We start from the raw sequence: 22897 nt of genomic DNA, 5'->3' as shown, positions 1-22897 counted from the left end.
CGCTTCGCCCAGGCGAAGCGGGGCTCTCGTCATGCGGTGAGGGTGCCGTCACGGGGTGGCGCTGTCCGACCTGTGCAGCAGCCGGGTCAGCAGCAGGGCACCCCCCGCCGCCACGCCCACGGCCCCCACAACTCCCGCAGCCATGAAGCCTCCGTCGGAACGCCACGACAGCACCGACCACCGTGACTGCGCGGAGAACAGAGACCCCGTGCTCAGCCATGACCCGGTCGAGATCAGCGACAGGGAGGAGCCGATCGAGCCGACCGACAAGGCGCTCCCGATCGAGCCGATGGACAGCGCCGAGCCGACGGAGCCCACGGAGAGCACCGATCCGACCGACCCGATCGAGAGCACGGAGTTCCGGGACCACAGCGACAGCACCGATGGGGCGGAGCAGGCGGAGGTGGAGGAGGACGTGGAGGCGGAAGGAACCGAAGGTTCGGACAGCTTCGTCATGGGGCCATGCTGCCCCCTCACCCCCCGGAACAGAGCCCTCCCGCCCCGGCCGCGGCCGGAAGTCGTGCCGACGGCGTCCCCGCCGAACGTTCTCGGAGCGTCCCGCGTCTCAGTGGTGCCCGTCCCTCCAGGAGGCCACCACCATGCCGAAGCCCGCCATCCTACGAGCGCGCCACCGCGCCCTGACCGCCGCCGCGATGACCGGCGCGCTGCTGTCGACGCTCTCCGCATGCAGGGAGGAGCCGACGGAGGTGGCGACACCGGCGCCCTCCTGGAAGGAGCCGTCCGCCTACCGGTACACCCTCACGTCGAGCGAGGGTGAACGGTCGCTGATCGGCACGTTCGAGGTGACGGTCCGGGACGGAAAGGTCGTGAAGGCCACCGGACTCGACGACAGCGCCCGCCGGGCCGTGGACCGGAGCCTGTCCGAAGTACCCACCATCGCCGAGCTGTTGCAGCAGGCGGAGGCGGCACGGCGCGACGGCGCCGACGTGGTGGACGTCGACTACGCGAAGGACGGCCGTCCGACCGTCATCTCCATCGACCGGGACGAGGACGCGATCGACGACGAGGAGGCGTACACCCTCGGCGGCTACGAGGCGCTCGGCTGACTCAGGTCCCGGATCGTGCCGCCCACCTTGACCTTGAGCTTCTTGAGCACGGGCGGCTTGGCGGAGATGGCCCACTGCGGACCGACCAGGTACTTCCCGCCGTAGACGGAGGCCGACTCCAGCCACACCTCCTTCAGCTTCTCCTTGGGGAAGGTGGTGATGAGGTAGTCCCCCGCCGCGGTCTGGCAGACGCCCTCGCGCAGCTCCTCCGCCTCGGTCCGGATCTTCACCTCGCACCCCGTCAGCTCGGCGATCACCTCGACCTTGGCCGGCGCGACCGCCGCGGCGACCGGGCTGGCCTTCCCCTTCGCCTCGTCCCCATCACCACTGCACGCCGCCACCAGGGGCAGGACAACCAGGCCCGCGGCCAACGCGGCCCCACCACGCGACAGCTTCCTCACCATGCCCTGATCTCCGTCCGCGTTCCGTTCCCGAGTGCACTCGGGAACGGATACGTGCGGCGACGGGGGGATTGCTCAATCCGTGCGGCATGCCCCGTACATCTCAACAGCGCCCGTACCGGGCCCCCGGAGCCGCTGCGGCATCGGTGCAGCAGAGGTCAGCGCAGGGACCGCCGCTCGTCGACCCGGCGGGCCGGCACACCCGGGAACACGTCCGGCGTCGCAGAGCCGTACAGGATGTTGAACGTCTCCAGCCGATAGGACCAGCCCCCGTCGCAACGTCCGACGAGCCGGTAGTTGATCTGCCATTGCAGCCATTGGCCGAAAAGCAGCCGGACGGCGGGCGGGCGTCGATGGCGTGTGGGCATGGCAAACATGCTCACCTCTGGCGGCATCCGGGACGGGCCTCCGCGAGGCTGATGGGCTGCTCGCTGAACAACGACATCCATGGCCCCATCATCGAGCGAGGCGCCACCCCGCGGCCACAGAGTTGCGTGTCATGCCGGAACCGCGTGGACATCTCCGGTCACCCCCTGCGACCGGCACGGCAGCACGGTGCATGCCGGGCGCCATGACGAGCCCCGATGGCCCGTACATGAAGGTGCACTTCCGGCTGAGATCGAGGACGACTGGCTGCGCCGGCTCGGCTGAAGTCGCCGGGGCGCGCTCCCGGGTGAGGACCGTGTACCCCGGCCGTGCGGATGCAGGGGGTTCAAGGGCGTGTCACGCTTTTGGTAGCGCCGCGCCCGGAGCTCCCCCCTCGCACCCGTCAGCCGCAGTAGAGCGACGAAGACGAAAGGGAGTACGGCATGGGCGAGATCATGGTCAGTACGACCACCAGCGGTGCCCAGTTCCAACCGTCCGTCGACTCCGTCCTCGGTGCACAGTACGTGGCCATGTGGGCGGACGAGAGCAACGCCGGGATCAAGGGGCAGAACCTGGGCGTGACGGGCGCCAAAATCGGCGCGGAGTTCCAGGTCAGCAGCCCGTCGGCGGCGCCCGGCGGCAACACGAGCCGGCAGTGGCCGACGATCGAGTCCGCGGGGTTCTCGTCGTTCGCGGTGTGGAGGGAGGAGGCGTTCAACCCGCCGCCCGGCCCGCAGCTGAAGCTGCGGCGGTTCGTCAACGGGCAGCCGACGGGGGCGGAGGTCCAGGTCAACGGCTCCGAGATCGACCCGGCCACCCGGCCGTCCGTCACGAACATGATCGACGGCGGCTGCCTCGTCACCTGGGCGGGTTCCCGCGCGGACCAGCGGATCCGGGCCCAGCGGTTCACCTCCGAAGGCATCAAGGCCGGCCCCGAGTTCACGGTCAACACCACCGAGGGATTCCATGTGAACCCGGCCGTGACGGTGCTGGCGGACGGGAACTACGCCATCGCCTGGACCACCGACCCCTCGTCGATCGGCGGAGGCCGGCTCACCTTCCGGGTCTTCGACTTCGAAGGAGTCCCGCAAGGCGGCGAGGTCCAGCCCAACGCCTCGGGATTCAAGGGCGACAACGCGATCACGCTGCTCGACAACGGACGGTTCGTCGTTGCCCACATCGACGGCATCGGGCCCAGCGACATCGGCGTCCCGCAGACCACCGTGGAGGCCAGCGTCTACGACCCGAGCGGAGGGGGCGTCGAGGTCACCAGCGTGACCGCGGGGCAGCCGCGGGACTTCAACCGCTCCAGCCCGGCCCTCACCGCATTGCCGGGCGGCCGTTTCCTCCTCGCCTGGGTGGAGAAGAGCGCGGCGACCTTCGACACCGTTCCCACCGTCATGGCGAAGATGTGTTCCGACACCGCGCTCTCGCTCAGCGACAAGGTCCAGGTCAGTACGGCGACGGCCGGTGACCGCTTCCAGCTCTGCGCCGCGGCCGCCTTCGGCGACGGAGCGGAATCCGTCTTCCTGGCGTGGGCGGACGACGGCGGCACGTCGGACTTCGCCGTGCGGGGACGGGCGTTCAGCGTCACGTCCACCGGGCAGTTGGTGGCGGCGTAGCCGCGGTCGGGGCCGGCAGGGTCGGCGGGAGCCGAGGCAGCAGGCGGGTCGCGTGGCGGGCAGCCTGCGGCCATGCTGCTTCCCGCACCGGCCGTCGCGGCCACCGCGCTGATCGAGGTCGTCAGGACCTCCGGGCTTCCCCGCACGCGGAACTCCCCGTACCCCGGTGAGGTGGTCGCCCACTGGGCCGGGGCCGCGAGGGCGGCACCTCCACGTACCGCACCGTGAAGACGGTCACCAGCGGCAGCGGTGGCGCGCTCACGGCCACGGTCAGGGCCGGCGCCGACGGCCACTGGCGCTGGTCCTTCGCCGGCAACGCGTCCACCTCGACGGCCAAGACCGCCGGAGTCCACGGCGACGTGCGCTGAGCCAGGGGTACGGAAGGACAGGGCGCCCGGCCCTCGGAAGAGGGACGGGCGCCACAGGTCATGCGTTCAGACGTTCACGCGTCGCGTCACATCGCGTCACGAAGCCGTGCGGTTCGTGCCCTTGCGTCGCGTCACCACGAAGATGGCGCCGCCCGCGGCGACGAGGCCCGCCGCGCCGATGGCGATCGGGATGGCGTTGCCGCCGCCCGTCTCGGCGAGGTCGCCGGGGCCACCGCCGTTGGGGGTGGGGGCCGCCGGGGCGGAGTCGGAGGGAGAGGGCTCGGTCTTCGGGGTGTCATCGGCCGGAGGCTTCTCGTCGGCCGGGGGCTTCTCGTCGGCGGGCGGCTTCTCGCCGGCCGGCGGCTGCTCCTCGGCGGGCGGCTGCTCCTCGGCCGGCGGCTTCTCGCCGGCCGGGGGCTGCTCCTCGGCCGGGGGGTTCTCCTCGCCCGGCGGCTGCTCCGTCGTGCAGTCCTTCGTGCCGCCGTTCCAGGCCGCGATCAGCTTGTCCTTGATGACCGGGCGGTCGGGACCCTTGGGCACGTCGCCGTGCTCGAAGCCGTCGTTCGCGTCGAACTTGCCGTCGAACTTCACCTTGCCCCGGTACAGGTCCACCTGCCCGAAGCAGCCCGCGTCGGGGACCGCGATGTCCAGGGAGTCCGTCCCGCCCTGCTTGACCGTCACCGTGTCGAAGTCGACGAGGACCTGCTCGCCGGAGGTGGCGAAGGTCGGGCCGTGGGCGAGGTAGGACGCGAGGGAGACCGTGCAGGTCGTGGCGTCGGAGGCGGCGCGGACCTTGATGTGGACCTTGCCGTCCTCGGTGGGCTTGAGGTTCTGCTCGTCGAGCTTGACCCAGTCGGCGAACTTCACGCCGTCCAGCGAGAACTCGCAGCGGTCGGTCTCGGTGGCGGTGCCCGCGCCCTGGCCGGGGGCGTAGCTGTTCTTGCCCCAGCCCTCGCCGCCGGGCGTGTCGGTGGCGAAGGCCGGACCCGACACGGCCGCGCTCAGCGCGAGAGCCGCGATACCCGTTCCCACCAGGCGGCGCATGATGACACGTCTCACTATGGACATGCAGATCCCATTCTCGAACTCGGAACGTACGAGACCCGACCCGGGGCGCGTACGACAGGACGGCAGCACGACGTCATGCCGGTCCGGACCGCGCCAGGGTGTGAGTGGTTGAAGAAATCACCGGGCCCAGGGGTCACTTGGGCCACAGAGTCTGCACATCGTTTACCAAGGGGTAGGGGCTGTCAACCTCGGGAAACGACGCTCCGGCACCCGGCTCGGCCCACCCCTCGTACAGGGCCGCCCCCTCCGCGCCGCACATTTGGGACACAAAGGGAATCAGCCCCTCCGAGTTCCCACGAGGGCTTCACGGGCACCCCAACAGCGGGTCGCGGAACCGTAAAGGGCTCGCCAACTCCTCGGCTCACGCGGGTGAGTTGATATGGGACGGATTTGACAATCCCGCCCCCCGCTCCGACTCTTCGTTCATGACATCCATTTTCATTATCGGCGTCAACGGTGCCGCCGAGGGCGAGCGGGGTGACGGTCCATGCGCGTGGCCTTCGTAGGCAAGGGCGGCAGCGGCAAGACGACGCTCTCTGCGCTCTTCGCCCGGCATCTCGCGCGCTCGGGCGCACCGCTCGTGGCGATCGACGGTGACATCAACCAGCATCTCGCGCACGCGCTCGGCCTCGACGAGGACGACGACTTCGGCGCGCCGGCGCTCAGTTCGCGCACCGGCGAGATCAAGGACCATCTGCGCGGCACGAACCCGCGGATCGTCTCGCGCGAGGCCATGGTGAAGACGACCCCGCCGGGCCGGGGTTCACGGCTGCTGCGGCTGCTCGGGGACGACGAGGTCCACGGCCGGCACGTCGCCCGCGTGGACGGTGTGCCGCTCATGGTCACCGGCGCCTTCGACGAGAGCGACCTCGGCGTGGCCTGCTACCACTCGAAGCTGGGCGCGGTGGAGCTGTATCTCAACCACCTCGTCGACGGCCCCGGCGAGTACGTCGTCGTCGACATGACCGCCGGCGCGGACGCCTTCGCCTCCGGCCTCTTCACCCGGTTCGACATGACCTTCCTGGTCGTCGAGCCGACCCGCAAGAGCGTGTCGGTGTACCGGCAGTACCGGGAGCACGCCGCCGAGTTCGGCATCCCGATCGCCGTCGTCGGCAACAAGGTCACCGGCGAGGACGACCTGCTCTTCCTCAAGGAGCACGTCGGTGACGACCTGTTGGCCTACTGCGTGCAGTCGTCGTACGTCCGCGCGCAGGAACAGGGGCGGCCCCAGGGCGAGCTGGAGGCGCACAACCTGCACACCCTGACGCAGCTGAAGGCCGCCGTCGACGCCCGCACGAAGGACTGGGCCACCTTCCAGCGCCACGCCGTCGAGTTCCACCTCCGCAACGCCGCCGCCTGGGCCAACGATGCCACCGGGCACGACCTGGCCGCCCAGGTGGACCCCGAATTCCGGCACGGTCCGCAGCCGCCGGCCGCCGCCGGATCCGACGCCCCCTCCTCCGTCTCCGTCTCCCTCTGACCAGAACAGGAACACCCATGTCGCTCGACGTCTCCCCGCAGTTGCTCGCCGATGCCGAGAAGGGCGAGGTGCGGGAGGAGGAGTTCGTGGAGACGGTCCGTACGTCGCTGCCGTACGCGTACGACCTGATCGCCTCCCTCGTCGGTGAACTGAGCGCCGGCCAGGCCGAGTTCGCCGACAACCAGACCCCGCCGCCCTCGGAGCGGGAGCGGGGGCAGCTGCTGCGGGCACTGTCCAGCGACGCGATCCGGGGGAGCCTGGAGCGGCACTTCGGGGTGGCGCTCGCCTTCCAGAACTGTCACCGGGTGGCGGTCTTCCCGGCCGGGGCGCGCGGCGGTGCGACCTATCTCCGCTTCACCTCGCCGCGGTCGCAGATCCTGAACCAGTCGCCGGAGTTCCGCGACTGCTGACGCCTTGGCCCAGCCCCGGGCCCGGCCGCAGGTCCGTGACCTCTCCACCGGCCTGGTCCGCCCTCCACCGCCCCCTCCGCACCCCTCCCGCGGAGGGGGCGGTCGTTTCGACACGCCGGAGCTTGGGGGGCGTACGGGGGCGCACTACCGGCGTACGGCTGCATGGGTGACGGGGGGTGGGGGCGTCCGCGTGTGCGGCTCGGGGGTGTGCGGGCGGGCGGCTTCGTCCCGATCACGCCCGATCCGGCACGATCCCGCCCGGGCCTGGGGGGCTCGTGCGCGGCGGTCGGGTGCCCGATGGGTGCTGTCGGCGCGCCCGGCCCGTGCGCCGCGGCGTGCGACCGCGCGATTTGCGCCGTCACGAGTTGGCCCACCTGCGATCACACAAGGTGAATAATGAGACCTGAGGGCGTCTCAGCGACAGAGAGGGTCGCCGTGGGGACCGACAGGGACAGTGCCGTTTCCCGTCAGCGCTTCGACGTGGCGGATGCCGCGCCGTTGTTGATCGACGCGGACGGGTTCGTGACGAGCTGGACCCGGGACGCGGAGCTGATCTTCGGCTATCCGGCGGCCGAGATCCTCGGCCGCAGCGTCCGTACGCTCCTGCTCGACGAGGACGGCGAACGCATCGGCCTCCTGGCCGAAACGCATCGCGCCCTCGGCGGCTGGTCCGGCATCCTCACCGCCCGCCACCGCGACGGTCACCACATCAGGGTGATGGTCCGTGTCGTCCCCACCCGCGAGGCGATGTCGACGGATCGGTCGGCGGGTCACACGGGTGGCTCAGCGCCGGTGGGTGACTCGGGGGCAATGAGTCGTCCGGGCTCGGTGCGTGACTCGGGAGCGCTGAGCGGTCCGGGCTCGGTGCGTTCCTCGCGCCCGGCGGGCGGCTCGGTCCCGGCGGGCTCCACCGATGCGCCGGGCTTCGGGCCTGGTGGGACGCCTGCTGCGGCCGGCTCGGGCGGTTCGGTCGCCCTGCCCGCCACGGCCCGTGTCGCCGGTCGAACCGGCACGACCGAGGCAGTCCGCCCGGCCGGCCCCACCGGACCTGCCGGCCCCACCGAGCCCGCCGGGTCCGTCGAGCCCGCCCGATCGAGCGGGGCTTCCACGGCGACCGGCGGTGCAGTCCTCCCGCCGGGCGCGGTGTCCGCGACCGGACCAGCCGGCCCCACCGGTCCGGCCTCCCCGCCCGGTACCACCGCCTCCCCCTCCGCCGACTCGCCACCGGCCCCCACCGGCTGGCCCGCACCGCGCCCCGGCTACCCCTACATGGACCGGTCCGCCGGAGCTTCTCCTTCCCAGGGCCCACCGCTGTCCCCCGCGGGGTCCGCCGCACCCACCCCGTCCCCGGCCGTACCGCCGTCCCCCTCCGGGTCCGCCACACCGACACCATCCGGGGCCGTACCGTCGTCTCCGCCCCGTCCGGCCGGACCCTCTCCTTCCCAGGCCGTAGCGCCGGCCCCGTCCCAGGCAGCACCACCGTCTCCCCCCGTCCGGGAGGCGGGGGGCGGAGCGCCGGCCCGGCAGGGCCCGACCTCGCCCAAGCCCGCCCCGCCCCGGGCCGTGTCGTCCCGGGCCGTGTCCCCCTGGGCCGAGTCGTCCCGGGCCGCCGGTTCGCCGGCGCCGCAGACGGCAGCTGGTTCGGCAGTGCCGCAGACGGCACCCGGGGCCGGACGCGCGCCCTCCAGGGGGCCCGGCACCTGGCCGGCCGCTCAGGGCCCCGGCAGGCCGGCGGTCCGGCAGAGCGTGTCAGCCCCCGGCTCCGCGCCCCCGTCCCCGTCCGCCCGTCTGCCCTTCCCCCCGTCCGCCGCCCCCTCCGCCCCCGACCCGCTGAAGGCGGCCCACTGGGTGGCCCTCGTCTCCGATGCCACGCAGGCCCCCGGCTGGGACATGAGCCGGACCGTGCTGGAGCGGATGACCGCGTGGTCGCCCGTCGGCATAGCGATCGTGGACACGGAGCTGCGGTTCGTGTGGTCGAACGCGGCCTTGGAGCGGTTCGGCGGTGGCCGGGCGCACGAACGGGTGGGGCTGCGGCTCGCCGAGGTGCAGCCGGGCCTCGACGCCGAGCGCATCGAGACGCAGATGCGGCTGGTGCTGGAGACGGGCGTCCCGGTGCTCGACTACGAGCACGTGGGGCGGTTGCGGTCGTCACCGCACCGCGAGACCGCGCACGCCATGTCGTTCACCCGGCTGGAGGACGACCACGGGCGGCCGATCGGCGTGTACTACACGGTGGTCGACGTGTCGGAGCAGCACCGCGCCCGCATCCGGCTGGCCCTGCTCGACCGGGCCGGTGACCAGATCGGCCGGACCCTCGACGTGGTCCGGACCGCGCAGGAACTGGCGGACGTGGTCGTGCCGACGCTCGCCGACTTCGTGACCGTGGACCTGCTCGACTCGGTGCTGCGGGGTGCCGAACCGGGCCCCCTCGACGACGACTCCGTCCCGCTGCGGCGGGTCGCCCAGCAGTCCGTGCACGACGGGGTGCCGGAGGCCGACCTGGAGGTCGGCGCGTTCGCCTCGTACGCGGCCGGCTCGCCGCCGGTGCGGGTGCTGGTCGAGGGCCGGTCGTGGTCGGAGCCGCGGCTCGACCCGCTGTCGGCGGAGTGGGCCAGGGCCGTACCGGGGGGCCGGGCGCTGCCCGTGGAGGCGCTCCGGCTGCACAGTGTGATGATCGTGCCGGTGCGGGCGCGCGGTATCACGCTCGGCATCACCACGTTCTTCCGGCGCGACCGGCTGGACCCCTTCGACGCGGTCGATCTGGGCCTCGCCGAGGAGCTGGTCGGCCGGGCCGCCGTCTGTGTCGACAACGCCCGCCGGTACACGCGCGAGCGCGACGCCGCCCTCGTCCTCCAGCGCAGCCTGCTGCCGCGCCGGCTGCCCGAGCAGGACGCGGCCGAGGTCGCCGCCCGCTACCGGCCCGCCGACGAACTCACCGGCCTCGGCGGCGACTGGTACGACGTCATCCCGCTCTCCGGCGCCCGTGTCGCCCTGGTCATCGGCGAGGTCGCGGGCCACGGCATCGACGGCGCCGCCGCCATGGGCCGCCTCCGGACGGCCGTACGCACCCTCGCCGACCTCGATCTGCCGCCGGACGAGGTGCTCGCCCACCTCGACGACATGGTGGCCAAGTCGGCACGGCAGGAGGGTGCCGAACCGGGCGGGGGCAGCGGCCAGACGGTCGGGGCCCGCTGTCTGTACGTCGTCCACGACCCGGTGTCGGGCGCCTGCGCCATGGCCGCCGCCGGACACTCGGCCCCGGCCCTGGTCGCTCCCGACGGCACGGTCACCTTCCCCGCACTGCCCCAGGGGCCGGCGCTCGGCGTCGACCAGCGGCCCTTCGAGGCGCTGGAGCTGGACCTCCCCGAAGGCACCGTCATCGCCCTGCACACCGACGGGCTGCTCGCCGGGTCCTCCCGCGAGGCGCTGTGCCGGGCGCTGGCCCGGCCCGAGCCCTCCCTCGAACGGCACGCCCAGCGCGTCCTCGACGCCCTCGCCCCGGCCCGCCCCACCGACGACGTCGCCCTCCTCCTGGCCCGCACCCGGCGGCTGCCCGCGCACCGGGTCGCCTCCTGGGAGCTCCCGGCCGACCCGGCGCTCGTCGCGGAGGCCCGCAAGAAGGCCGCGCGGCAGCTCGGGGTGTGGGGGCTGGACGAGCTGGCGTTCACCACCGAACTGGTCGTCAGCGAACTGGTCACCAACGCCATCCGGCACGCCGACGGGCCCATCCGGCTCCGGCTCGTCCTCGAACGCACCCTCATCTGCGAGGTGTTCGACGGCGGCGCCACCGCGCCCCATCTGCGCCACCCGCGCACCACCGACGAGGGCGGGCGCGGCCTGTTCCTCATCTCCCAGTTCACCCAGCGCTGGGGCACCCGCTTCCTGCCCGAGGGCAAGGTGATCTGGGCGGAACAGTCACTGACCGACCCGCTCACGGATCCTCCGGCCTGACCTGCTCCGCGCCTACCCCCATTCCCCGCGGTACGCCATGCGGGGACGCCGTCACTGGTCCGGCCGGGTGAAAACCGCCCGGCCGCCGTCCGCTCCCCCACACCTCCGCCTCCCCTGAATCTCCACATTCCCGGCATCACGCCGCCGTCCCCCTCTCCGCCCGTGCCCCGTTCGGCCTGATTAGTGGCGCTTGGCACTTCATATGAATGCAGGCGTCGGCTTCGGGCACCGGGTTCCGTCGCCTCGGCAGGACATCAGGAGAAGAGGGACGTGGCGTGAAGCGAAGAACTCCGGGGGGCGTGGGTCTGGTCCTGGCCGTCTCGGCGGCGCTGGTGCTCGGGCCGGCCGGCGAGGCGGTCCCGGCCGGTCCCGGCGCCAGGGGCGCGGTGGACGGCCGGACACCCGGCGACGGCAACGTGACCGTGCGCGTCGTCAACGAGGTGGACGCCGACGGGACGTACGACAACGGTCTGGAGAAGGGCCGCGAGGGGGTGCGGGTCACCCTGACCGACGACCGGGGGACGGCGGTGACCCGGACCACCAACTCCTACGGCATCGCCTGGTTCCAGCCGTCGGCCACCCCCCTGCTCGGCGGCAGGTACCGGGTGCAGGCCCACAACCCCGACCCCCGCACCCTGCAGCCGGCGATCGCGGGACTCGGTGACGGCCCGAACGTCATCCGCAGCGGCGTCGGCTTCGTGGACGTCTCCCGAAGCCGCAACGTGACGTACACGACCGGCTTCTGGGAGCCCGGGGTCTACTGCCAGGAGAACCCCGACCTGGTGACCTGCAACCTGACCAAGGGCGACGCCCCCGACACCCACCCGGGCCTGGTGCGGTTCACCGGGAACTTCTCCGCCACCCACCCGGGCGGCACGGTCGAGCGGCTGACCAGCACCACGCAGCAGGGTGCCGTGTTCGGCATCGGCAACGACCGGACCGGCAACACGTATCTGGGCACACTGGTCAAGCGGCACGCGGCGTACGGACCGGCGGGCGCGACCAACACGATCTACCGCCGCAACAGCGCCTCCGGGGTGAGCACCTTCGTCACCCTGCCGGGCCTGCTGACCGAGCACGACGAGTCCGACAACTGGCTCCGGGACAACCCGCTCTACAGCCGGGTCGGCCGGGAGGGCATCGGTGACGTGGACGTCTCCGGCGACGGCCGGACCCTCTACGCGGTCAGCCTCAACGACTCCCGGCTGTACGCCGTGCCGATTCGCGGCAGCGGCGACCAGGTCTATCCGGGCACCTACCGCTCGCACGTCATCCCCGAGCCGGAGGACTGCGCCGGCCGCTGGCACCCGTACGGCATCGGCGTACGCGGCGGCCGGGTGCTCGTCGGCGGGGTGTGCGGCGCGGAGAACACGGTCACGCGCGGCGCCCCGTGGGGTGACCCGTCCGAGGTCACCGCGCACGTCTACGAGTTCCGCCAGAACTCGTTCCGCCACCTGTTCCACACGGCGATGAACTACCCGCGCGGCTGCGCGTACCGGTTCACCGGACTGCCCGCGAGCATCGCCCGCTGCACCAAGCCCTCCGCCGTCGGCCGGCCGCTGAGCGCCATGTGGGAGGCGTGGAACCAGCGCGTCCCCGTGCCCGGACACCTCTCCTTCGTCTCCGCGCCGCAGCCGATCCTGTCCAACATCGAGATCGCCGACAACGGTGACCTGGTGCTGGGCTTCCGCGACCGCTTCGCCGACATGCAGGGGACGGCGACGTACCCCTTCAACGCCCAGAACAGGGGCCTGGTCAGGGCTGTCGCCGCCGGTGACGTGCTGCGCGTGTGCGCCTCCGGTACGACGTACACGCTGGAGAACAACGCCCGGTGCGACGCGCTCTACGGGGCGCGGCCCAACAACGACGAGGGGCCGGGCCACGGCGAGTTCTACGACGACTCGACCGGCCTCACGGACGCCCACGAGGACCAGGTCACCCAGGGCGGCACGGCGCTGCAGCCGTTCCGCAACAGGCTGTGGAGCACGGTCTACGACCCGTTCGACAACCACCCCTGGGAGCAGGGCGTCCGCCGCTGGAACACCGGCAAGGGCCGGACCGAGGGCAACCTCACGGTCCAGAACACCTGGAGCGCGGACGCCGGGCAGCGCGCCCTGTTCTTCGGCAAGGGCAACGGCCTCGCCGACCTGGAGATGGTCTGCGACCGGGCGCCCGTCCAGGTCGGCAACCGGGTCTGGTACGACGTCAACGGCAACGGGATCCAGGACCCCTCCGAACCGCCGGTCAGGAACGTGAAGGTGACGCTCGACCCGCAGTCGCCCGGCCCCGATCTCACGGCCCGCACGGACGCGAACGGCGAGTACTACATCGGCAGCGGCCAGGGCCTGCGGCCCAACACCACCTACCGGGTCTCCTTCGACCACCGCGGTGTCGACACCTCCGCCCTGCCGGGGCGGCCGCGCCTGTCCTCCCTCAAGTGGACGGTGAAGGGCGCCGGTTCGAACCGCGCGGTCGACTCCGACGCCGACGCGTACGGCCGGACCACGGTCCGTGTCGGCGACCCCGGCCATGTGAACCACACGGTGGACGCCGGTCTCACCAAGTCGGTGCGGCTGACGCTCATGAAGCTGGACAGGAAGACCGACAAGCCGTTGGCCGGCGCGGTGTTCGAGCTGTGGCAGGACACCAACGGCGTCCGCGGCCTGCAGCGCAGGGGTATGCGCAAGGACCGCTTCGTCAACGACTGCGCCAGCTCCCGCACCGGTCACTGCTCGTTCGGCTCGCTGCTGCCCGGCACGTACTACCTGGTCGAGACCGACGTCCCCGAGGGCTACCTCAAGCCGAAGCAGCCGGTCACCGGGCCGTACCTCCTGACCCCCGCGAACGCCTCGTCCGGCAGCGGACTGCTGGTGAAGCTGCGCAACCAGCGGGGAGAGGCGTGCAAGGGCAAGAAGTGCTGACGGGCCGACGGCCCCACGGACCGGGACGGCTGACGGCTGACGGCTGACGGCTGACCCGAGCGCTCGCGGCACGAGACGGGCCGCCCACCGGCAGAGACCCCCGGTGGGCGGCCCGAGGCCGGTTCCCGTTCGGCCCAGCAGGACGTCTCCGGAGCGCGCGGAATGCCGTATCTCTGGGAGGGGGTTCGGCGAGCGAGTGTGTGAGTACCGGAGGCCGCGTTGACGACCCGACGAAGGACACGCAAGACCCGGATACGTACGGTCGCGGCGGTGACCTCCGCCCTGCTGGGCTGGACGGCGGTCCCCACCGTCGCGGCGGCGCCCGCGCCGGAGTGCGCCACGCGCACCGGCCCCTACCAGTGGGACCTGGAACGCCATCTCGGGCTGCCCGCCGACGGCCGGCAGTCCCCCGCCGACTGTGTGGCGATCCGCGCGTTCCAGCAACGCACGGGGGTACGGCCGGCCGACGGCTACGCGGGCCTCGCCACCTACCGCACGATGCTGGTCGTCCAGGCCCGTCGAGACCCCAACGCGGCCGGCAAGTGCCCCGTGCGGACGTACCAGGTGACGTGTGTGGACCTCGACCGACAGCTGATGTGGGTGCAGGAGGACGAGCGGGTGATCTACGCGCCGGTGCCCGTGCGCACCGGCAGGGACGGCCAGGAGACCCGCACCGGCTGGCACACGGTCTACTGGAAGAACCGCGACCACCGCTCTGACCTGTACAACGACGCCCCCATGCCGTTCGCCCAGTTCTTCAACAACGGCCAGGCCTTCCACGGCGTCCTCGACGACCTCTTCCGGGGCGGTTCCCACGGCTGTGTGAACCTGCGCTACGCGGACGCCGAACGGCTCTGGAACATCATGCACGAGGACGACGCGGTGTACGTGTGGGGCGTGAAACCGGGCACGGGGCGGTCGTTGCGGCCGTCGGCCGACAGGGTCGAACAGGGCGTCGAGCAGGGCTGAACGGGGCTGACCAGCCGTCGCCCACGCCCACCCCGTACGATCCCGGCATGTCCCGCCGCACCCGGATCGCCGTGCTGACCGTCGGCACCCTCGCCCTCGTCCTCACCGTCGCGGTCACGGTGCACCTGCTGAGCGCCCCCACGTTCACCTTCGCCGCCGCCCCGCTGGCCGGTGATCCCGCCTGCGCCCGGGTCGGCGAGCGGTACCCCGACCGGCTGGCCGGACTGGAGCGGTCGGACACCACGACGCAGGGCGCGGCGGTCTGGGGGGACGGAGCCGTCGTCGCGCGCTGCGGCTTCCCCCGGCTCGAGGCCACCGACGACGCGTGCGCCCAGGTCGACGGTGTGGACTGGGCATGGCGTACGAGCCGGGACGACGACGGTCGGGAAGTGCTGGTGACCTACGGCCGTGAGCCGTCCGTCGAGGTGCAGCTCACCGTCGGCGAGGCGGCCCCCGACTCCGTCCTCGTGGGCCTCTCCCCCGTCGTGAGACATCTCAGGCAGGACAACGAGTGCCTCGCTCCCTCCGATGTCACGGCTCCCACGACACCGTCGCAACACACCCACTGAGGGAGCTGGAGTACCCGATGACGACGAGGAAGACGGTCCTGTCGGCGGTCCTGTGCACGATCGTGGTCGCGCTGTCCGGCTGCTCGACGAGCGAACCGCTGGTGCTCGACACGGACGCGGCGCAGTCGGGCCGGTCCCGGCCGTTCGAGCGCGTTCCGGTGGCCGAGCGCGCGGACGCTCCCGCGTTCTCCGGCCGTACGGTCGACGGGGACCCGGTCCGTCTCTCCGACTACCGGGGCAAGGTCGTCGTCGTGAACGCCTGGGCCACCTGGTGCGGTCCCTGCCGGGCCGAGTCGCCCGCGCTGGAGCGCACGTACCGGACGTTCAAGGATCGGGGCGTGCGGGTCCTGGGGGTCAGCACCGACGTCGAGCGGCAGAACGCGCGGGCCTTCCAGCGCGAGTTCGCCCTCTCCTACCCGAGTCTGCACGACCCGGGCGGCAAGCGGTTCCTGAAGCTGCCGCCCGGCTTGGTGAACCCGCAACTCCTGCCCTTCACCCTGTTCGTCGACCGGGAGGGCAGGATCGCGGGCGCCGTCCAGGCACCGCTGAACGAGAAGGAGTTGCGGGCGATTCTCACTCCGCTGCTGAAGGAGTCATGAGCTGACCTAGGAAGACTCCTCCTCGGACGGCGGTGCCTGTGTCCCGTCGTCCTGCGGGCTCTGCTCCGGGCTCGCCTTCGGGGTCTTCCCGGGGGTCTTCTTCGGGGTCTTCGCGCCGTTCCCCGGGTCCTGCCGTTCCTTCTCCAGGGCGGTCCGCAGCCGCTTCGCCCCCGCCAGGGCGGCGTCGCGGGTGGCGGTGTCGTCGATGCCGTAGAGGCCGCCGTGGGTGACGAGGGCGGCGGTGTCGCCGACGCGGACGGTCGCGAGGTCGAGGGTGAGGGCGCTGTCCTCGCCCTCGACGTCACCGCTGACGACCAGCCGCAGGCCCTGCCGGGCGTCGCCCAGGTCGCCGGGCAGATCGACGGGGGTGACCTCGGCGCCGTGCTCCCGGCCCTGGGCGCCGGTGATGGTGAACTCCCCGCAGTCGTCGACGAGCCGGCGGAGGTTGCCGAGCCGGGCGTCGACCTCGGCCCGGTCGTACGCGCCCACCTGGTAGCGCAGCTGGGCGCCGTACTCGTAGTCGTCGAAACCCGTGACGGCCGTCCCGCCCCGGGGTGTGCCGAGGACGTCCTCGGCGTACACCGCGTCGAGGAGTTCCTGGCACTCGGGGCGGTCGGTGCGGCCCTTGAGGAGGCCGTCCCGCCAGGTCGCCGCGCCCTGGGTACCGGCCCAGGCGTCACCGAGGTCGCCCTGGCGCAGCAGCGCGCTGCGGGCCCGGGCGTCGGTGAGGGCGGGGGCGGACGACGCGGAGGGCGAGGGGGAGGCCGTGTCGTCGACGGCCGCCTCGGGGAAGCCGCGCGGGTGCCCCGGATCGTCCACGAAGCAGCCCGCCGCGCCCGCGAGCATCCCGAGGACCACGACCCGGGCGAGAACACGGTACGGACGACGCATGGCGGAGCCTCCCGGGAGCACGATGTTTCCGCTCCCACGCCAACACCACCCGGGCCCGCCCACCAGCGCACGGGGGCGTACGGGTGAGCCCCTCCCCCGTACGGCTCCGCACCCGGACCCGTAGCGCCCGGGCCCTGAGGTCCTTCTGACGGTCCCTAGCCCCGTCCCTCGCCCGAGGAAGGGCTGGCGGACGGGGACGGGGTCGCCCGGGTGTCCCGGATGTCCCGGATGTCCACGACCGCGTCCTTGGGCAGGCGTTCGAACAGCCACCGGGCGTCGGCGGTGCGCAGGCCGATCCAGCCGTCGGTGGCGTCGTAGGCGCCGGGGGCCTTCTCGTTGTGGGCGATGCCGGCGATCCAGAGCGCCCACGTGCCCCCGGGCCGCGTCGGCGCCGGGCTCGTCCTCCCGCTCGCTTCGGTGCCGCCGCCGAAGTCGCCGGAGTCCCCCGCTCCCGTCGTGCCGCGCGCGTCGGGATCCTCGCCTCCGGCCGTGGCACCCTTCGCGACGGGCGCCAGCTCCAGGACCCAGTCCAGTTTCACCGTGTACGCGTCACCGAAGCCGACCGTCCCGCTGGAGTACCGCACGGTGTCTTCCTTGCGGGTGACGCGCATCAGGCCGGTCGGTGTCGGCGTGCCGTCCTTCCCGGCGGTGATGGGCAGTTCACGGCCGGCGTAGACGAGGACGTGACGGGAGAGGTCCACCGTGACGTCGGGGGCCGCCGTCGCGCTGGCCGAGGCGTCGGCGGCCGTGGCCGGGCGCCGCTCCGTGCCGTGGGAGGAGACGTTCAGGGTGAGGACGGCGGCCAGACCGGCCGCCGCGCAGCCGCCCGCGACGGCGGCGGACGTACGGCGCCGGCGGCGCCGGCGGCCCGCGGTGGCACGGACCTCGGCGCCGGAGCCGGGCGGCGGGACCTCGGCGGTCTCGGCCAGTTCGCGCAGCCGGACGGTGAGTTCATCGGACACGGCCGTCCTCCTTCTCACCCTCGCCGGGGGCCAGTTCGCGTGCCAGCGCCGCCCGGCCTCGGGACAGCCGGGCCTTGACCGTGCCCACGGGGGCGCCCGTCTCGGAGGCTACCTCTTCCACACTCAAGTCGCACAGATGGTGCAGAACCACCGCCATCCGCTGTGCCTCCGGGATCCTGCGCAACGCTTCGACCAGTACCGCGCGTTCGGGATCGGGTCCCGGCGCGTGCTCCGGGGGCGGAGTGCGGCGCACCAGCTCCAGCCAGCGGCGCGCCCGCCGCCACCGGCTCACCGCGAGCCGCATCGCCACGGTCCGGATCCACGCCTCGGGCGCCCCGTCGGCGAGGAAGTCCCGCCGTCGGTCCCAGGCCCGCACGAACGCCTCCTGCACCACGTCCTGCGCCTCTCCGTGGTCACCGGTGAAGGCGAAGATCTGGCCGGTCAGCCGGGGGAACGCGGTCGCGTAGAACGTGTCGAACTCTTCCTCGGTCATGCCCCCCGCCGTTTTTCCCGAAGTTCCTCGCAACGCCGTGCAACCCGGCCGCCCCCGCCGTGCGTACAGGTCCCGTACGTACGCCACACATCGAAACACATCGCGGAATCACACCGCGTAGGACATCTGGTCGTAAGACCACTGGGGGGACCATGACCACGGGGAACGGCGGCTCGGGGACGAGAGCCGCGGCAGGCGGGACCAAGGCGTCGAGGCGGGCCGGTCGTCTCGTCCACGCGCTCGCGGCGACGGCCGCGTGCGCGCTCGCGCTGACGCTCACGGGCTGTGCGGGCGTCGGCGAGGGGGTACGGGTCGAGGGGCCGAGCGCGATACCGAAGGCGAACGCCCGGGTGGACGCGGGGACCGGGACGGGGGGCGAGGGGAAGAACGGGACCGGGCGTGCGAAGCCGAGTCCCACCCCGCCGAGGGCGCTGGAGGGCGCGCGCGTGAACATCGCCGACGGGCAGACCGTGGGCGTCGGCATGCCGATATCCGTCACCTTCGACCGCCCGGTCGCTCCGGCCGAACGCGCCGAGGTGGAGAGGGAGTTGAAGGTCGGCACGGACAACGGCACCGAGGGGTCCTGGAGCTGGGTCAAGGACCACAACCTCGCCGACGGGCAGCGCGTCGACTACCGTCCCCGCGCCTACTGGAAGCCCGGTACGAAGGTGACCGTCGACGTGGGCGCGGGTCTCACCCGGCACTTCACGATCGGCCGCTCGCTCGTCGCCACGGTGGACGTGCGCAGCCACACCATGACCGTCGAGAAGGACGGCTCGACCGAGCGCATCCCGGTGACCGCGGGCGCGCCCGGCATGGACACGTGGAACGGCACGATGGTCGTCTCCGACAAGCAGCCCCGGGTGTTCATGGACTCCAGCACGGTCGGCTACGGCGACTCGTACGCGGGCTGGTACGCGAACGCGGTCCATCTCACCACCTCCGGCACCTATCTCCACGAGAACCCGAAGGCCAATACGTACGCGGGCCGCCAGAACGTCACCCACGGCTGTGTGGGTCTCGCGAACGACGGTACGGCGAAGCGGTTCTACGACCAGATCATCCCGGGTGACGTGGTGAAGGTGACCGGCTCGAAGGAGACCGTGGCCGTCGGGAACGGGTACGGCGACTGGAACCTGGGCTGGGCGAAGTGGAAGGAGGGCAGCGCGCTGAAGTGAGGTGATCCGCAGGGGGACGAAGCGGCGGGAGAAGCCGCGGAAAGAAATGTGTCGCCCGTGTCATCCGTCCCGTACGCCTCCCGGGTTTCAGGAGTGTCAGACCAACGCACCTGAACCAACACACCTTTGGGGGTCGTCCGTTCATGACCATGACACGGATGCACACACTCGTCGCCGTCGCAGCGCTGACCACGCTGCTGGCGGGGGCGTCGACGACGTCGTACGCCGCCTCGCGGGGGGAGGCGGCGCACGGCGCCGGTACGGCGGTGGCCGTGGCCGGGGCCGCGGCGGCCAGGAAGGCGCCGACTCCGCGCATCGTCGAACCCGGTGAGCACGTGGTCGCCGCGCCGGGCTTCGAGCTCTGGATGACGGCGGAGGGCAAGCACTGGCTGGAGCCGGACCTGCCGGACTTCCCGCAGTTCCGCAGCGTCGTCGACGGCAACGTCGACCTGTCCCGGCCGGGGGTGTCCCTCCACGCGTCCGCCTTCGAGGGGCGCTACTACCTCTCCGGCCTCTACTACGGGGGCAAGGGAACCGCCTCCCGCGTGACGGTCCGGACGAGCACGGGCCCGGTCCACGGCAAGCTGATCGAGCTCCCCGGGAAGCCGGGCTGGGGCGTCTGGTACGCCATCGCGGATCTGCCCACGGTGGACGACGGACAGGAGTTCCTGCGCGGGGTGACCGTCCACGACACCAAGGGCGGCGTCTACTCCCGGCTGCGACTGCGCTGACCGCCGTGTCCGCGCCGAAGTGACCGTGCGGGCGCGGGACTTGACCACCCCGCTCCCGCACGGCATGCTCCCCCGTTCCCGAGCCCCGAGGACCGTCGCCCGTGCCGCAGGAGAACCCCGGACCGGCGGAGGCCGCCGACTTCGCCGCGTACGCCACCGCCGCCTGGCCCCGTCTGGTGCGCACCGCGCACATGCTGACCGGAGACTTCCACGAGGCCGAGGATCTCGTGCAGACCACCCTGGCGAAGGTGTACGCCCGCTGGCGGCGCATACCGCGCGACGACGTCGACTTCTACGTACGGCGCTCACTGGTGAACAACAACATCAGCCGCGTACGGAAGAGACGCGTGGCCCATCTGCTGACGCCGTTCCTGCCCGAGCGGGTGCACGAGCGGCACGCCGGGCACGCCGAGTCGATCGCCCAACGGGCCGCCGTCACCCAGGCGCTGGCCGCGCTGTCGGCCCGGCAGCGGTCCGTGCTGGTGCTCCGCTTCTGGGAGGACCTCGGCGAGACCGAGATCGCGCAGCTGCTCGGCTGCTCGCTCGGCACGGTCAAGACCCACATCCGCCGGGGCCTGCAGGCCCTGCGCGCCCACCCCGAGTTCGCCGGCGCCGCCCACGCCGCCCCCTCGCCCGTCTCCGGAGCCCGCCCATGAACCAGCCCACCCCCGGGACCGGCCCGGACACCACCGCAGGACGAGGGACAGGGAAAGGAGGCGGAACGGACAGGGACACGGCCGAGGACGGAGCGTACGACGCCGGCACCGGTCGGTTGCTGCGCGAGGCCCTCGCCGACGCCGCGTACGACATCACCCCGCAGGCCGTGCCGCTGCGGGCGATCGAGCGCGACGGCCGGGCGGTCCGGCGGCGGCGGCGGGCGGCCGCGCTGAGCACGGGCTGCGCACTGCTGCTGCTCCCGTTCACCGTGGTGCTGGCGCTCCGGCCCGGCGGCCCGCCCGCCACGGTCCAGCCCATGGCCCCGCCGACGCCCGCCGCGAGCGCCTCGCCCACGCCCGACCGGATCTCCGGACCGTACGCCGGGCAGACGCGCGTCGTCGAGCCGGGCGAGCGCGTGGACGTCGGCAAGGGCACACAGATCTGGCTGACCGGCAAGGGCAAGCACGCGTACGAGCCGCTGCTGTCCCGCCTCGTCGAATTCCAGAACCTGCTCGACGAGGGGATCGACCGCAGCCGTCCGGGCGCCGAGATGCAGGAGGCGGTGTCGGGTACCGACTACGCCCTCCTGTCAGGCCTGTACTTCGGCATCCGGACCCCGGCGGCCGGCGTACGGCTCGAACTCCGCGACGGCCGGATCTTCAACGGCACGGTCCTGCGGCTGGCCGGACACGAGGACTGGGGGGCCTGGTACGTCCTCACGCACCGCGAGAAGGGGGGCTCGCACGCCGAACGCCTGCGGAGCCTCACCGAGAAGGTCACGGTGTACGACGAGAACGGCGCCGTCCTCGTGTCGCGGACCTTCGACGACTGAGCCCCGTCACAGAGGGGGCTGGGCGGGGGCCGGGCCGAGGGTGGTGGTGCCCGGGGCGGTGCGATGGCCGAGGCCGGTGCGGTAGGCGTCGAGGGCGGCCTCGACGCGGCCGGAACGGCGGTACAGGTCCCCGAGCAGACGGCACAGGTCGGCCAGGTCCCCCGCGGCGCCCGCGCGTTCCAGCAGGCTCAGCGCCCGTACGTAGTGCTCCTCGGCGGTGTCCGCGTTCCGGGCGTCCTCGGCGATGATGCCGAGGAGGCGGTGGGCGGCGGCGGAGTGCAGGGCGCCGCGTTCGGAGCTGAGGTCGCTGAGGACCTCGCGGAGCAGTTCGGCGGCCTCCTCGGACTTGCCGCGGCGGTGCAGGACGTCGGCGAGTTCGACGGCGACCTGGCTGGTGTAGAGGGCGGCGCGCTTGGCGGAGAGCATGCGGCGGGCCTCGCGCAGCTCGTCCTCGGCGCGGGCGTAGTCGCCGTTCTGGGCGTGGAGATAGCCCCGCATCCAGTGGCAGTTGGCCAGTTCGGTGCGGATCTGGAGCTGGCGGTACAGCTCGGAGGCCTTGGCGAGCGAGGCGTCGGCCTCGGCGATCCGGCCCTCGGCGATCATCGTGCGGGCGACCGAGCGGTGCATCCGGGCGACCAGGGCGGGGTCGCCGGAGCGCGGGGCGAGGGCGAGGGCCAGCTCGGCGGCCTGGGCGGCGCGGGCGTGGGCGCCCATGTCCATGTAGGGGGCGATGACGCCGGTGTAGAGGAGCAGTAAGGCGTCCGGGTCGTGCAGGCCGTTGCGGTTCAGCTCGTCGAGGGTGGACTCGTAGAGGTAGCAGGAGTAGCGCAGTTCACCGGCGAGGTAGTGGGCGGTGGCGCGGCCGCGCAGGGCGGGGACGCGGGCCGGCAGCGGGGCGTCGCCGAGGCGCTGCTCGACCTGCTCGAACCGCAGCCGGGCGGCCTCCAGGTCCCCGGTCTCCAGGGCGCATTCCCCGAGTCCGAGCAGCGCGTCGGCCTGCTCGGCGACCAGTCCGTACTCCTCCGCCTCCGCGAGGACGACCTCGAACTCCTCGGCCGCGGCCTCCGTGGCGCCGCCGGCGAGGGTGCGCTGGGCGCCGGTCAGACGCAGCCGCAGCTCGGTGGCGAAGCCGGCGGGGCGGCCGGTGGCCAGCTCCTCGTAGCCCACGCCCAGCCGTTCGGCGATGTGTCGCAGGGCCGGTTCGGAGGCCCGGACACGGCCCGCCTCCAGGGTCGAGATGTACGCCGGGGTGTACGCCGGTTCCGCCAACTGACGCTGTGTGAGGCCCTGTTCCGTCCGCAGTTGCTGCACTCTGCGCCCGATGACCTCGGGATCGTCACGCTCGGCTGTACCTGCCATGAC

23 protein-coding genes and 1 pseudogene are annotated in these 22897 nt (G+C 72.6%); 16 read left to right on the top strand and 8 right to left on the bottom strand.

Going from position 1 to position 22897, the window contains the following annotated elements; all coding sequences use genetic code 11:
• Positions 1-48: 48 nt before the first annotated feature.
• Complete coding sequence (locus tag ACFU5F_RS33775) at positions 49-456, bottom strand: hypothetical protein (protein ID WP_383895710.1); 408 nt, start codon at positions 454-456, stop codon at positions 49-51.
• 143 nt (positions 457-599) lie between these two features.
• On the opposite strand from ACFU5F_RS33775, the gene ACFU5F_RS33770 reads away from it, so the two are divergent.
• Positions 600-1067, top strand: a complete 468-nt coding sequence (locus tag ACFU5F_RS33770; RefSeq protein ID WP_383895708.1) for a DUF6174 domain-containing protein — start codon at positions 600-602, stop codon at positions 1065-1067.
• Here ACFU5F_RS33770 and ACFU5F_RS33765 read toward each other — a convergent pair.
• Both ACFU5F_RS33765 and ACFU5F_RS33760 read right to left on the bottom strand, forming a co-directional pair.
• Complete coding sequence (locus tag ACFU5F_RS33765; protein WP_383895706.1) at positions 1049-1471, bottom strand: hypothetical protein; 423 nt, start codon at positions 1469-1471, stop codon at positions 1049-1051. The genes ACFU5F_RS33770 and ACFU5F_RS33765 overlap by 19 nt on opposite strands.
• A gap of 155 nt (positions 1472-1626) precedes the next feature.
• Positions 1627-1836, bottom strand: coding sequence for a hypothetical protein (locus tag ACFU5F_RS33760; RefSeq protein ID WP_383895703.1), 210 nt, complete (start codon positions 1834-1836; stop codon positions 1627-1629).
• Positions 1837-2277: 441 nt separating this feature from the next.
• Here ACFU5F_RS33760 and ACFU5F_RS33755 point away from each other — a divergent pair, with 441 nt between their 5' ends.
• The 3 genes from ACFU5F_RS33755 (at position 2278) to ACFU5F_RS33745 (ending at position 3824) form a co-directional block, all read left to right on the top strand.
• Positions 2278-3456 (top strand): hypothetical protein, encoded by a 1179-nt coding sequence (locus ACFU5F_RS33755; protein ID WP_383895702.1) that lies wholly within the window; start codon positions 2278-2280, stop codon positions 3454-3456.
• A 72-nt stretch (positions 3457-3528) separates the two neighbouring features.
• On the top strand, positions 3529-3684 hold the full coding sequence (locus ACFU5F_RS33750) for a hypothetical protein (RefSeq protein WP_383895699.1): 156 nt from the start codon (positions 3529-3531) through the stop codon (positions 3682-3684).
• On the top strand, positions 3681-3824 hold the full coding sequence (locus tag ACFU5F_RS33745; protein WP_383895696.1) for a hypothetical protein: 144 nt from the start codon (positions 3681-3683) through the stop codon (positions 3822-3824). Before ACFU5F_RS33750 ends, ACFU5F_RS33745 begins: the two co-directional genes overlap by 4 nt.
• A gap of 96 nt (positions 3825-3920) precedes the next feature.
• Here the strand turns inward: ACFU5F_RS33745 and ACFU5F_RS33740 are convergent, their stop codons facing one another.
• On the bottom strand, positions 3921-4892 hold the full coding sequence (locus tag ACFU5F_RS33740) for an LAETG motif-containing sortase-dependent surface protein (RefSeq protein ID WP_383895693.1): 972 nt from the start codon (positions 4890-4892) through the stop codon (positions 3921-3923).
• A 487-nt stretch (positions 4893-5379) separates the two neighbouring features.
• Between ACFU5F_RS33740 and ACFU5F_RS33735 the strand changes: the two genes are divergently transcribed.
• The 8 genes and pseudogenes from ACFU5F_RS33735 (at position 5380) to ACFU5F_RS33700 (ending at position 15791) form a co-directional block, all read left to right on the top strand.
• Positions 5380-6372 (top strand): adenylyl-sulfate kinase, encoded by a 993-nt coding sequence (locus ACFU5F_RS33735; RefSeq protein ID WP_383895691.1) that lies wholly within the window; start codon positions 5380-5382, stop codon positions 6370-6372.
• A 17-nt stretch (positions 6373-6389) separates the two neighbouring features.
• On the top strand, positions 6390-6782 hold the full coding sequence (locus ACFU5F_RS33730; RefSeq protein ID WP_383895689.1) for an SCO5389 family protein: 393 nt from the start codon (positions 6390-6392) through the stop codon (positions 6780-6782).
• Between the two features lie 396 nt (positions 6783-7178).
• Positions 7179-7469 (top strand): annotated as a pseudogene (locus tag ACFU5F_RS33725) (PAS domain S-box protein); the annotation flags it as partial.
• Between the two features lie 876 nt (positions 7470-8345).
• Positions 8346-10733 carry a SpoIIE family protein phosphatase gene (locus ACFU5F_RS33720; RefSeq protein WP_383895715.1) on the top strand — a complete coding sequence of 796 codons (2388 nt, stop codon included), beginning with the start codon at positions 8346-8348 and terminating at the stop codon, positions 10731-10733.
• A 275-nt stretch (positions 10734-11008) separates the two neighbouring features.
• A complete protein-coding gene (locus ACFU5F_RS33715) occupies positions 11009-13654 on the top strand; it encodes an SdrD B-like domain-containing protein (RefSeq protein WP_383895686.1) in 2646 nt (881 codons plus the stop codon).
• Positions 13655-13924: 270 nt separating this feature from the next.
• Positions 13925-14623: a L,D-transpeptidase family protein gene (locus tag ACFU5F_RS33710; RefSeq protein WP_383895683.1), complete on the top strand. Its 699-nt coding sequence runs from the start codon at positions 13925-13927 to the stop codon at positions 14621-14623.
• 47 nt (positions 14624-14670) lie between these two features.
• Positions 14671-15192 (top strand): DUF3515 family protein, encoded by a 522-nt coding sequence (locus tag ACFU5F_RS33705; protein WP_383895680.1) that lies wholly within the window; start codon positions 14671-14673, stop codon positions 15190-15192.
• Between the two features lie 17 nt (positions 15193-15209).
• A complete protein-coding gene (locus ACFU5F_RS33700) occupies positions 15210-15791 on the top strand; it encodes a TlpA family protein disulfide reductase (protein WP_383895677.1) in 582 nt (193 codons plus the stop codon).
• A 6-nt stretch (positions 15792-15797) separates the two neighbouring features.
• On the opposite strand, the gene ACFU5F_RS33695 is transcribed toward ACFU5F_RS33700, so the two are convergent.
• From ACFU5F_RS33695 to ACFU5F_RS33685, 3 genes are all read right to left on the bottom strand, one after another.
• Positions 15798-16682, bottom strand: coding sequence for a hypothetical protein (locus ACFU5F_RS33695; protein ID WP_383895674.1), 885 nt, complete (start codon positions 16680-16682; stop codon positions 15798-15800).
• 155 nt (positions 16683-16837) lie between these two features.
• Complete coding sequence (locus ACFU5F_RS33690) at positions 16838-17644, bottom strand: L,D-transpeptidase (protein ID WP_383895671.1); 807 nt, start codon at positions 17642-17644, stop codon at positions 16838-16840.
• Entirely contained in the window at positions 17634-18137 is a 504-nt protein-coding gene (locus ACFU5F_RS33685; protein ID WP_383895669.1) for a SigE family RNA polymerase sigma factor, read from the bottom strand. The genes ACFU5F_RS33690 and ACFU5F_RS33685 overlap by 11 nt, the downstream gene beginning before the upstream one ends.
• A 152-nt stretch (positions 18138-18289) precedes the next feature.
• Between ACFU5F_RS33685 and ACFU5F_RS33680 the strand changes: the two genes are divergently transcribed.
• The 4 genes from ACFU5F_RS33680 (at position 18290) to ACFU5F_RS33665 (ending at position 21535) form a co-directional block, all read left to right on the top strand.
• Positions 18290-19315, top strand: a complete 1026-nt coding sequence (locus ACFU5F_RS33680) for a L,D-transpeptidase (RefSeq protein WP_383895666.1) — start codon at positions 18290-18292, stop codon at positions 19313-19315.
• A 158-nt stretch (positions 19316-19473) separates the two neighbouring features.
• Entirely contained in the window at positions 19474-20046 is a 573-nt protein-coding gene (locus tag ACFU5F_RS33675; protein ID WP_383895663.1) for a hypothetical protein, read from the top strand.
• 101 nt (positions 20047-20147) lie between these two features.
• A complete protein-coding gene (locus ACFU5F_RS33670; protein ID WP_383895660.1) occupies positions 20148-20702 on the top strand; it encodes a SigE family RNA polymerase sigma factor in 555 nt (184 codons plus the stop codon).
• Positions 20699-21535 carry a hypothetical protein gene (locus tag ACFU5F_RS33665; protein WP_383895658.1) on the top strand — a complete coding sequence of 279 codons (837 nt, stop codon included), beginning with the start codon at positions 20699-20701 and terminating at the stop codon, positions 21533-21535. Before ACFU5F_RS33670 ends, ACFU5F_RS33665 begins: the two co-directional genes overlap by 4 nt.
• Before the next feature lie 6 nt (positions 21536-21541).
• Here ACFU5F_RS33665 and ACFU5F_RS33660 read toward each other — a convergent pair whose 3' ends face one another.
• A complete protein-coding gene (locus tag ACFU5F_RS33660) occupies positions 21542-22894 on the bottom strand; it encodes a tetratricopeptide repeat protein (RefSeq protein ID WP_383895656.1) in 1353 nt (450 codons plus the stop codon).
• Between the last annotated feature and the right edge of the window lie 3 nt (positions 22895-22897).

It is taken from the genome of Streptomyces sp. NPDC057438 (assembly GCF_042802995.1).
Taxonomy (GTDB): domain Bacteria; phylum Actinomycetota; class Actinomycetes; order Streptomycetales; family Streptomycetaceae; genus Streptomyces.
The sequence above is the reverse complement of the archived record's forward strand: the minus strand, read 5'-3'. Positions and strand labels throughout refer to the sequence as shown.

Excerpts from the sequence above, each read along its gene's own strand:
- ACFU5F_RS33760 (WP_383895703.1), bottom strand. The coding sequence starts at position 1,836 with ATGCCCACACGCCATCGACGCCCGCCCGCCGTCCGGCTGCTTTTCGGC.
- ACFU5F_RS33755 (WP_383895702.1), top strand. The coding sequence starts at position 2,278 with ATGGGCGAGATCATGGTCAGTACGACCACCAGCGGTGCCCAGTTCCAA.
- ACFU5F_RS33740 (WP_383895693.1), bottom strand. The coding sequence starts at position 4,892 with ATGTCCATAGTGAGACGTGTCATCATGCGCCGCCTGGTGGGAACGGGT.
- ACFU5F_RS33750 (WP_383895699.1), top strand. The coding sequence starts at position 3,529 with ATGCTGCTTCCCGCACCGGCCGTCGCGGCCACCGCGCTGATCGAGGTC.
- ACFU5F_RS33660 (WP_383895656.1), bottom strand. The coding sequence starts at position 22,894 with ATGGCAGGTACAGCCGAGCGTGACGATCCCGAGGTCATCGGGCGCAGA.
- ACFU5F_RS33695 (WP_383895674.1), bottom strand. The coding sequence starts at position 16,682 with ATGCGTCGTCCGTACCGTGTTCTCGCCCGGGTCGTGGTCCTCGGGATG.
- ACFU5F_RS33730 (WP_383895689.1), top strand. The coding sequence starts at position 6,390 with ATGTCGCTCGACGTCTCCCCGCAGTTGCTCGCCGATGCCGAGAAGGGC.
- ACFU5F_RS33675 (WP_383895663.1), top strand. The coding sequence starts at position 19,474 with ATGCACACACTCGTCGCCGTCGCAGCGCTGACCACGCTGCTGGCGGGG.
- ACFU5F_RS33705 (WP_383895680.1), top strand. The coding sequence starts at position 14,671 with ATGTCCCGCCGCACCCGGATCGCCGTGCTGACCGTCGGCACCCTCGCC.
- ACFU5F_RS33735 (WP_383895691.1), top strand. The coding sequence starts at position 5,380 with ATGCGCGTGGCCTTCGTAGGCAAGGGCGGCAGCGGCAAGACGACGCTC.
- ACFU5F_RS33680 (WP_383895666.1), top strand. The coding sequence starts at position 18,290 with ATGACCACGGGGAACGGCGGCTCGGGGACGAGAGCCGCGGCAGGCGGG.
- ACFU5F_RS33685 (WP_383895669.1), bottom strand. The coding sequence starts at position 18,137 with ATGACCGAGGAAGAGTTCGACACGTTCTACGCGACCGCGTTCCCCCGG.
- ACFU5F_RS33700 (WP_383895677.1), top strand. The coding sequence starts at position 15,210 with ATGACGACGAGGAAGACGGTCCTGTCGGCGGTCCTGTGCACGATCGTG.
- ACFU5F_RS33775 (WP_383895710.1), bottom strand. The coding sequence starts at position 456 with ATGACGAAGCTGTCCGAACCTTCGGTTCCTTCCGCCTCCACGTCCTCC.
- ACFU5F_RS33770 (WP_383895708.1), top strand. The coding sequence starts at position 600 with ATGCCGAAGCCCGCCATCCTACGAGCGCGCCACCGCGCCCTGACCGCC.
- ACFU5F_RS33765 (WP_383895706.1), bottom strand. The coding sequence starts at position 1,471 with ATGGTGAGGAAGCTGTCGCGTGGTGGGGCCGCGTTGGCCGCGGGCCTG.
- ACFU5F_RS33665 (WP_383895658.1), top strand. The coding sequence starts at position 20,699 with ATGAACCAGCCCACCCCCGGGACCGGCCCGGACACCACCGCAGGACGA.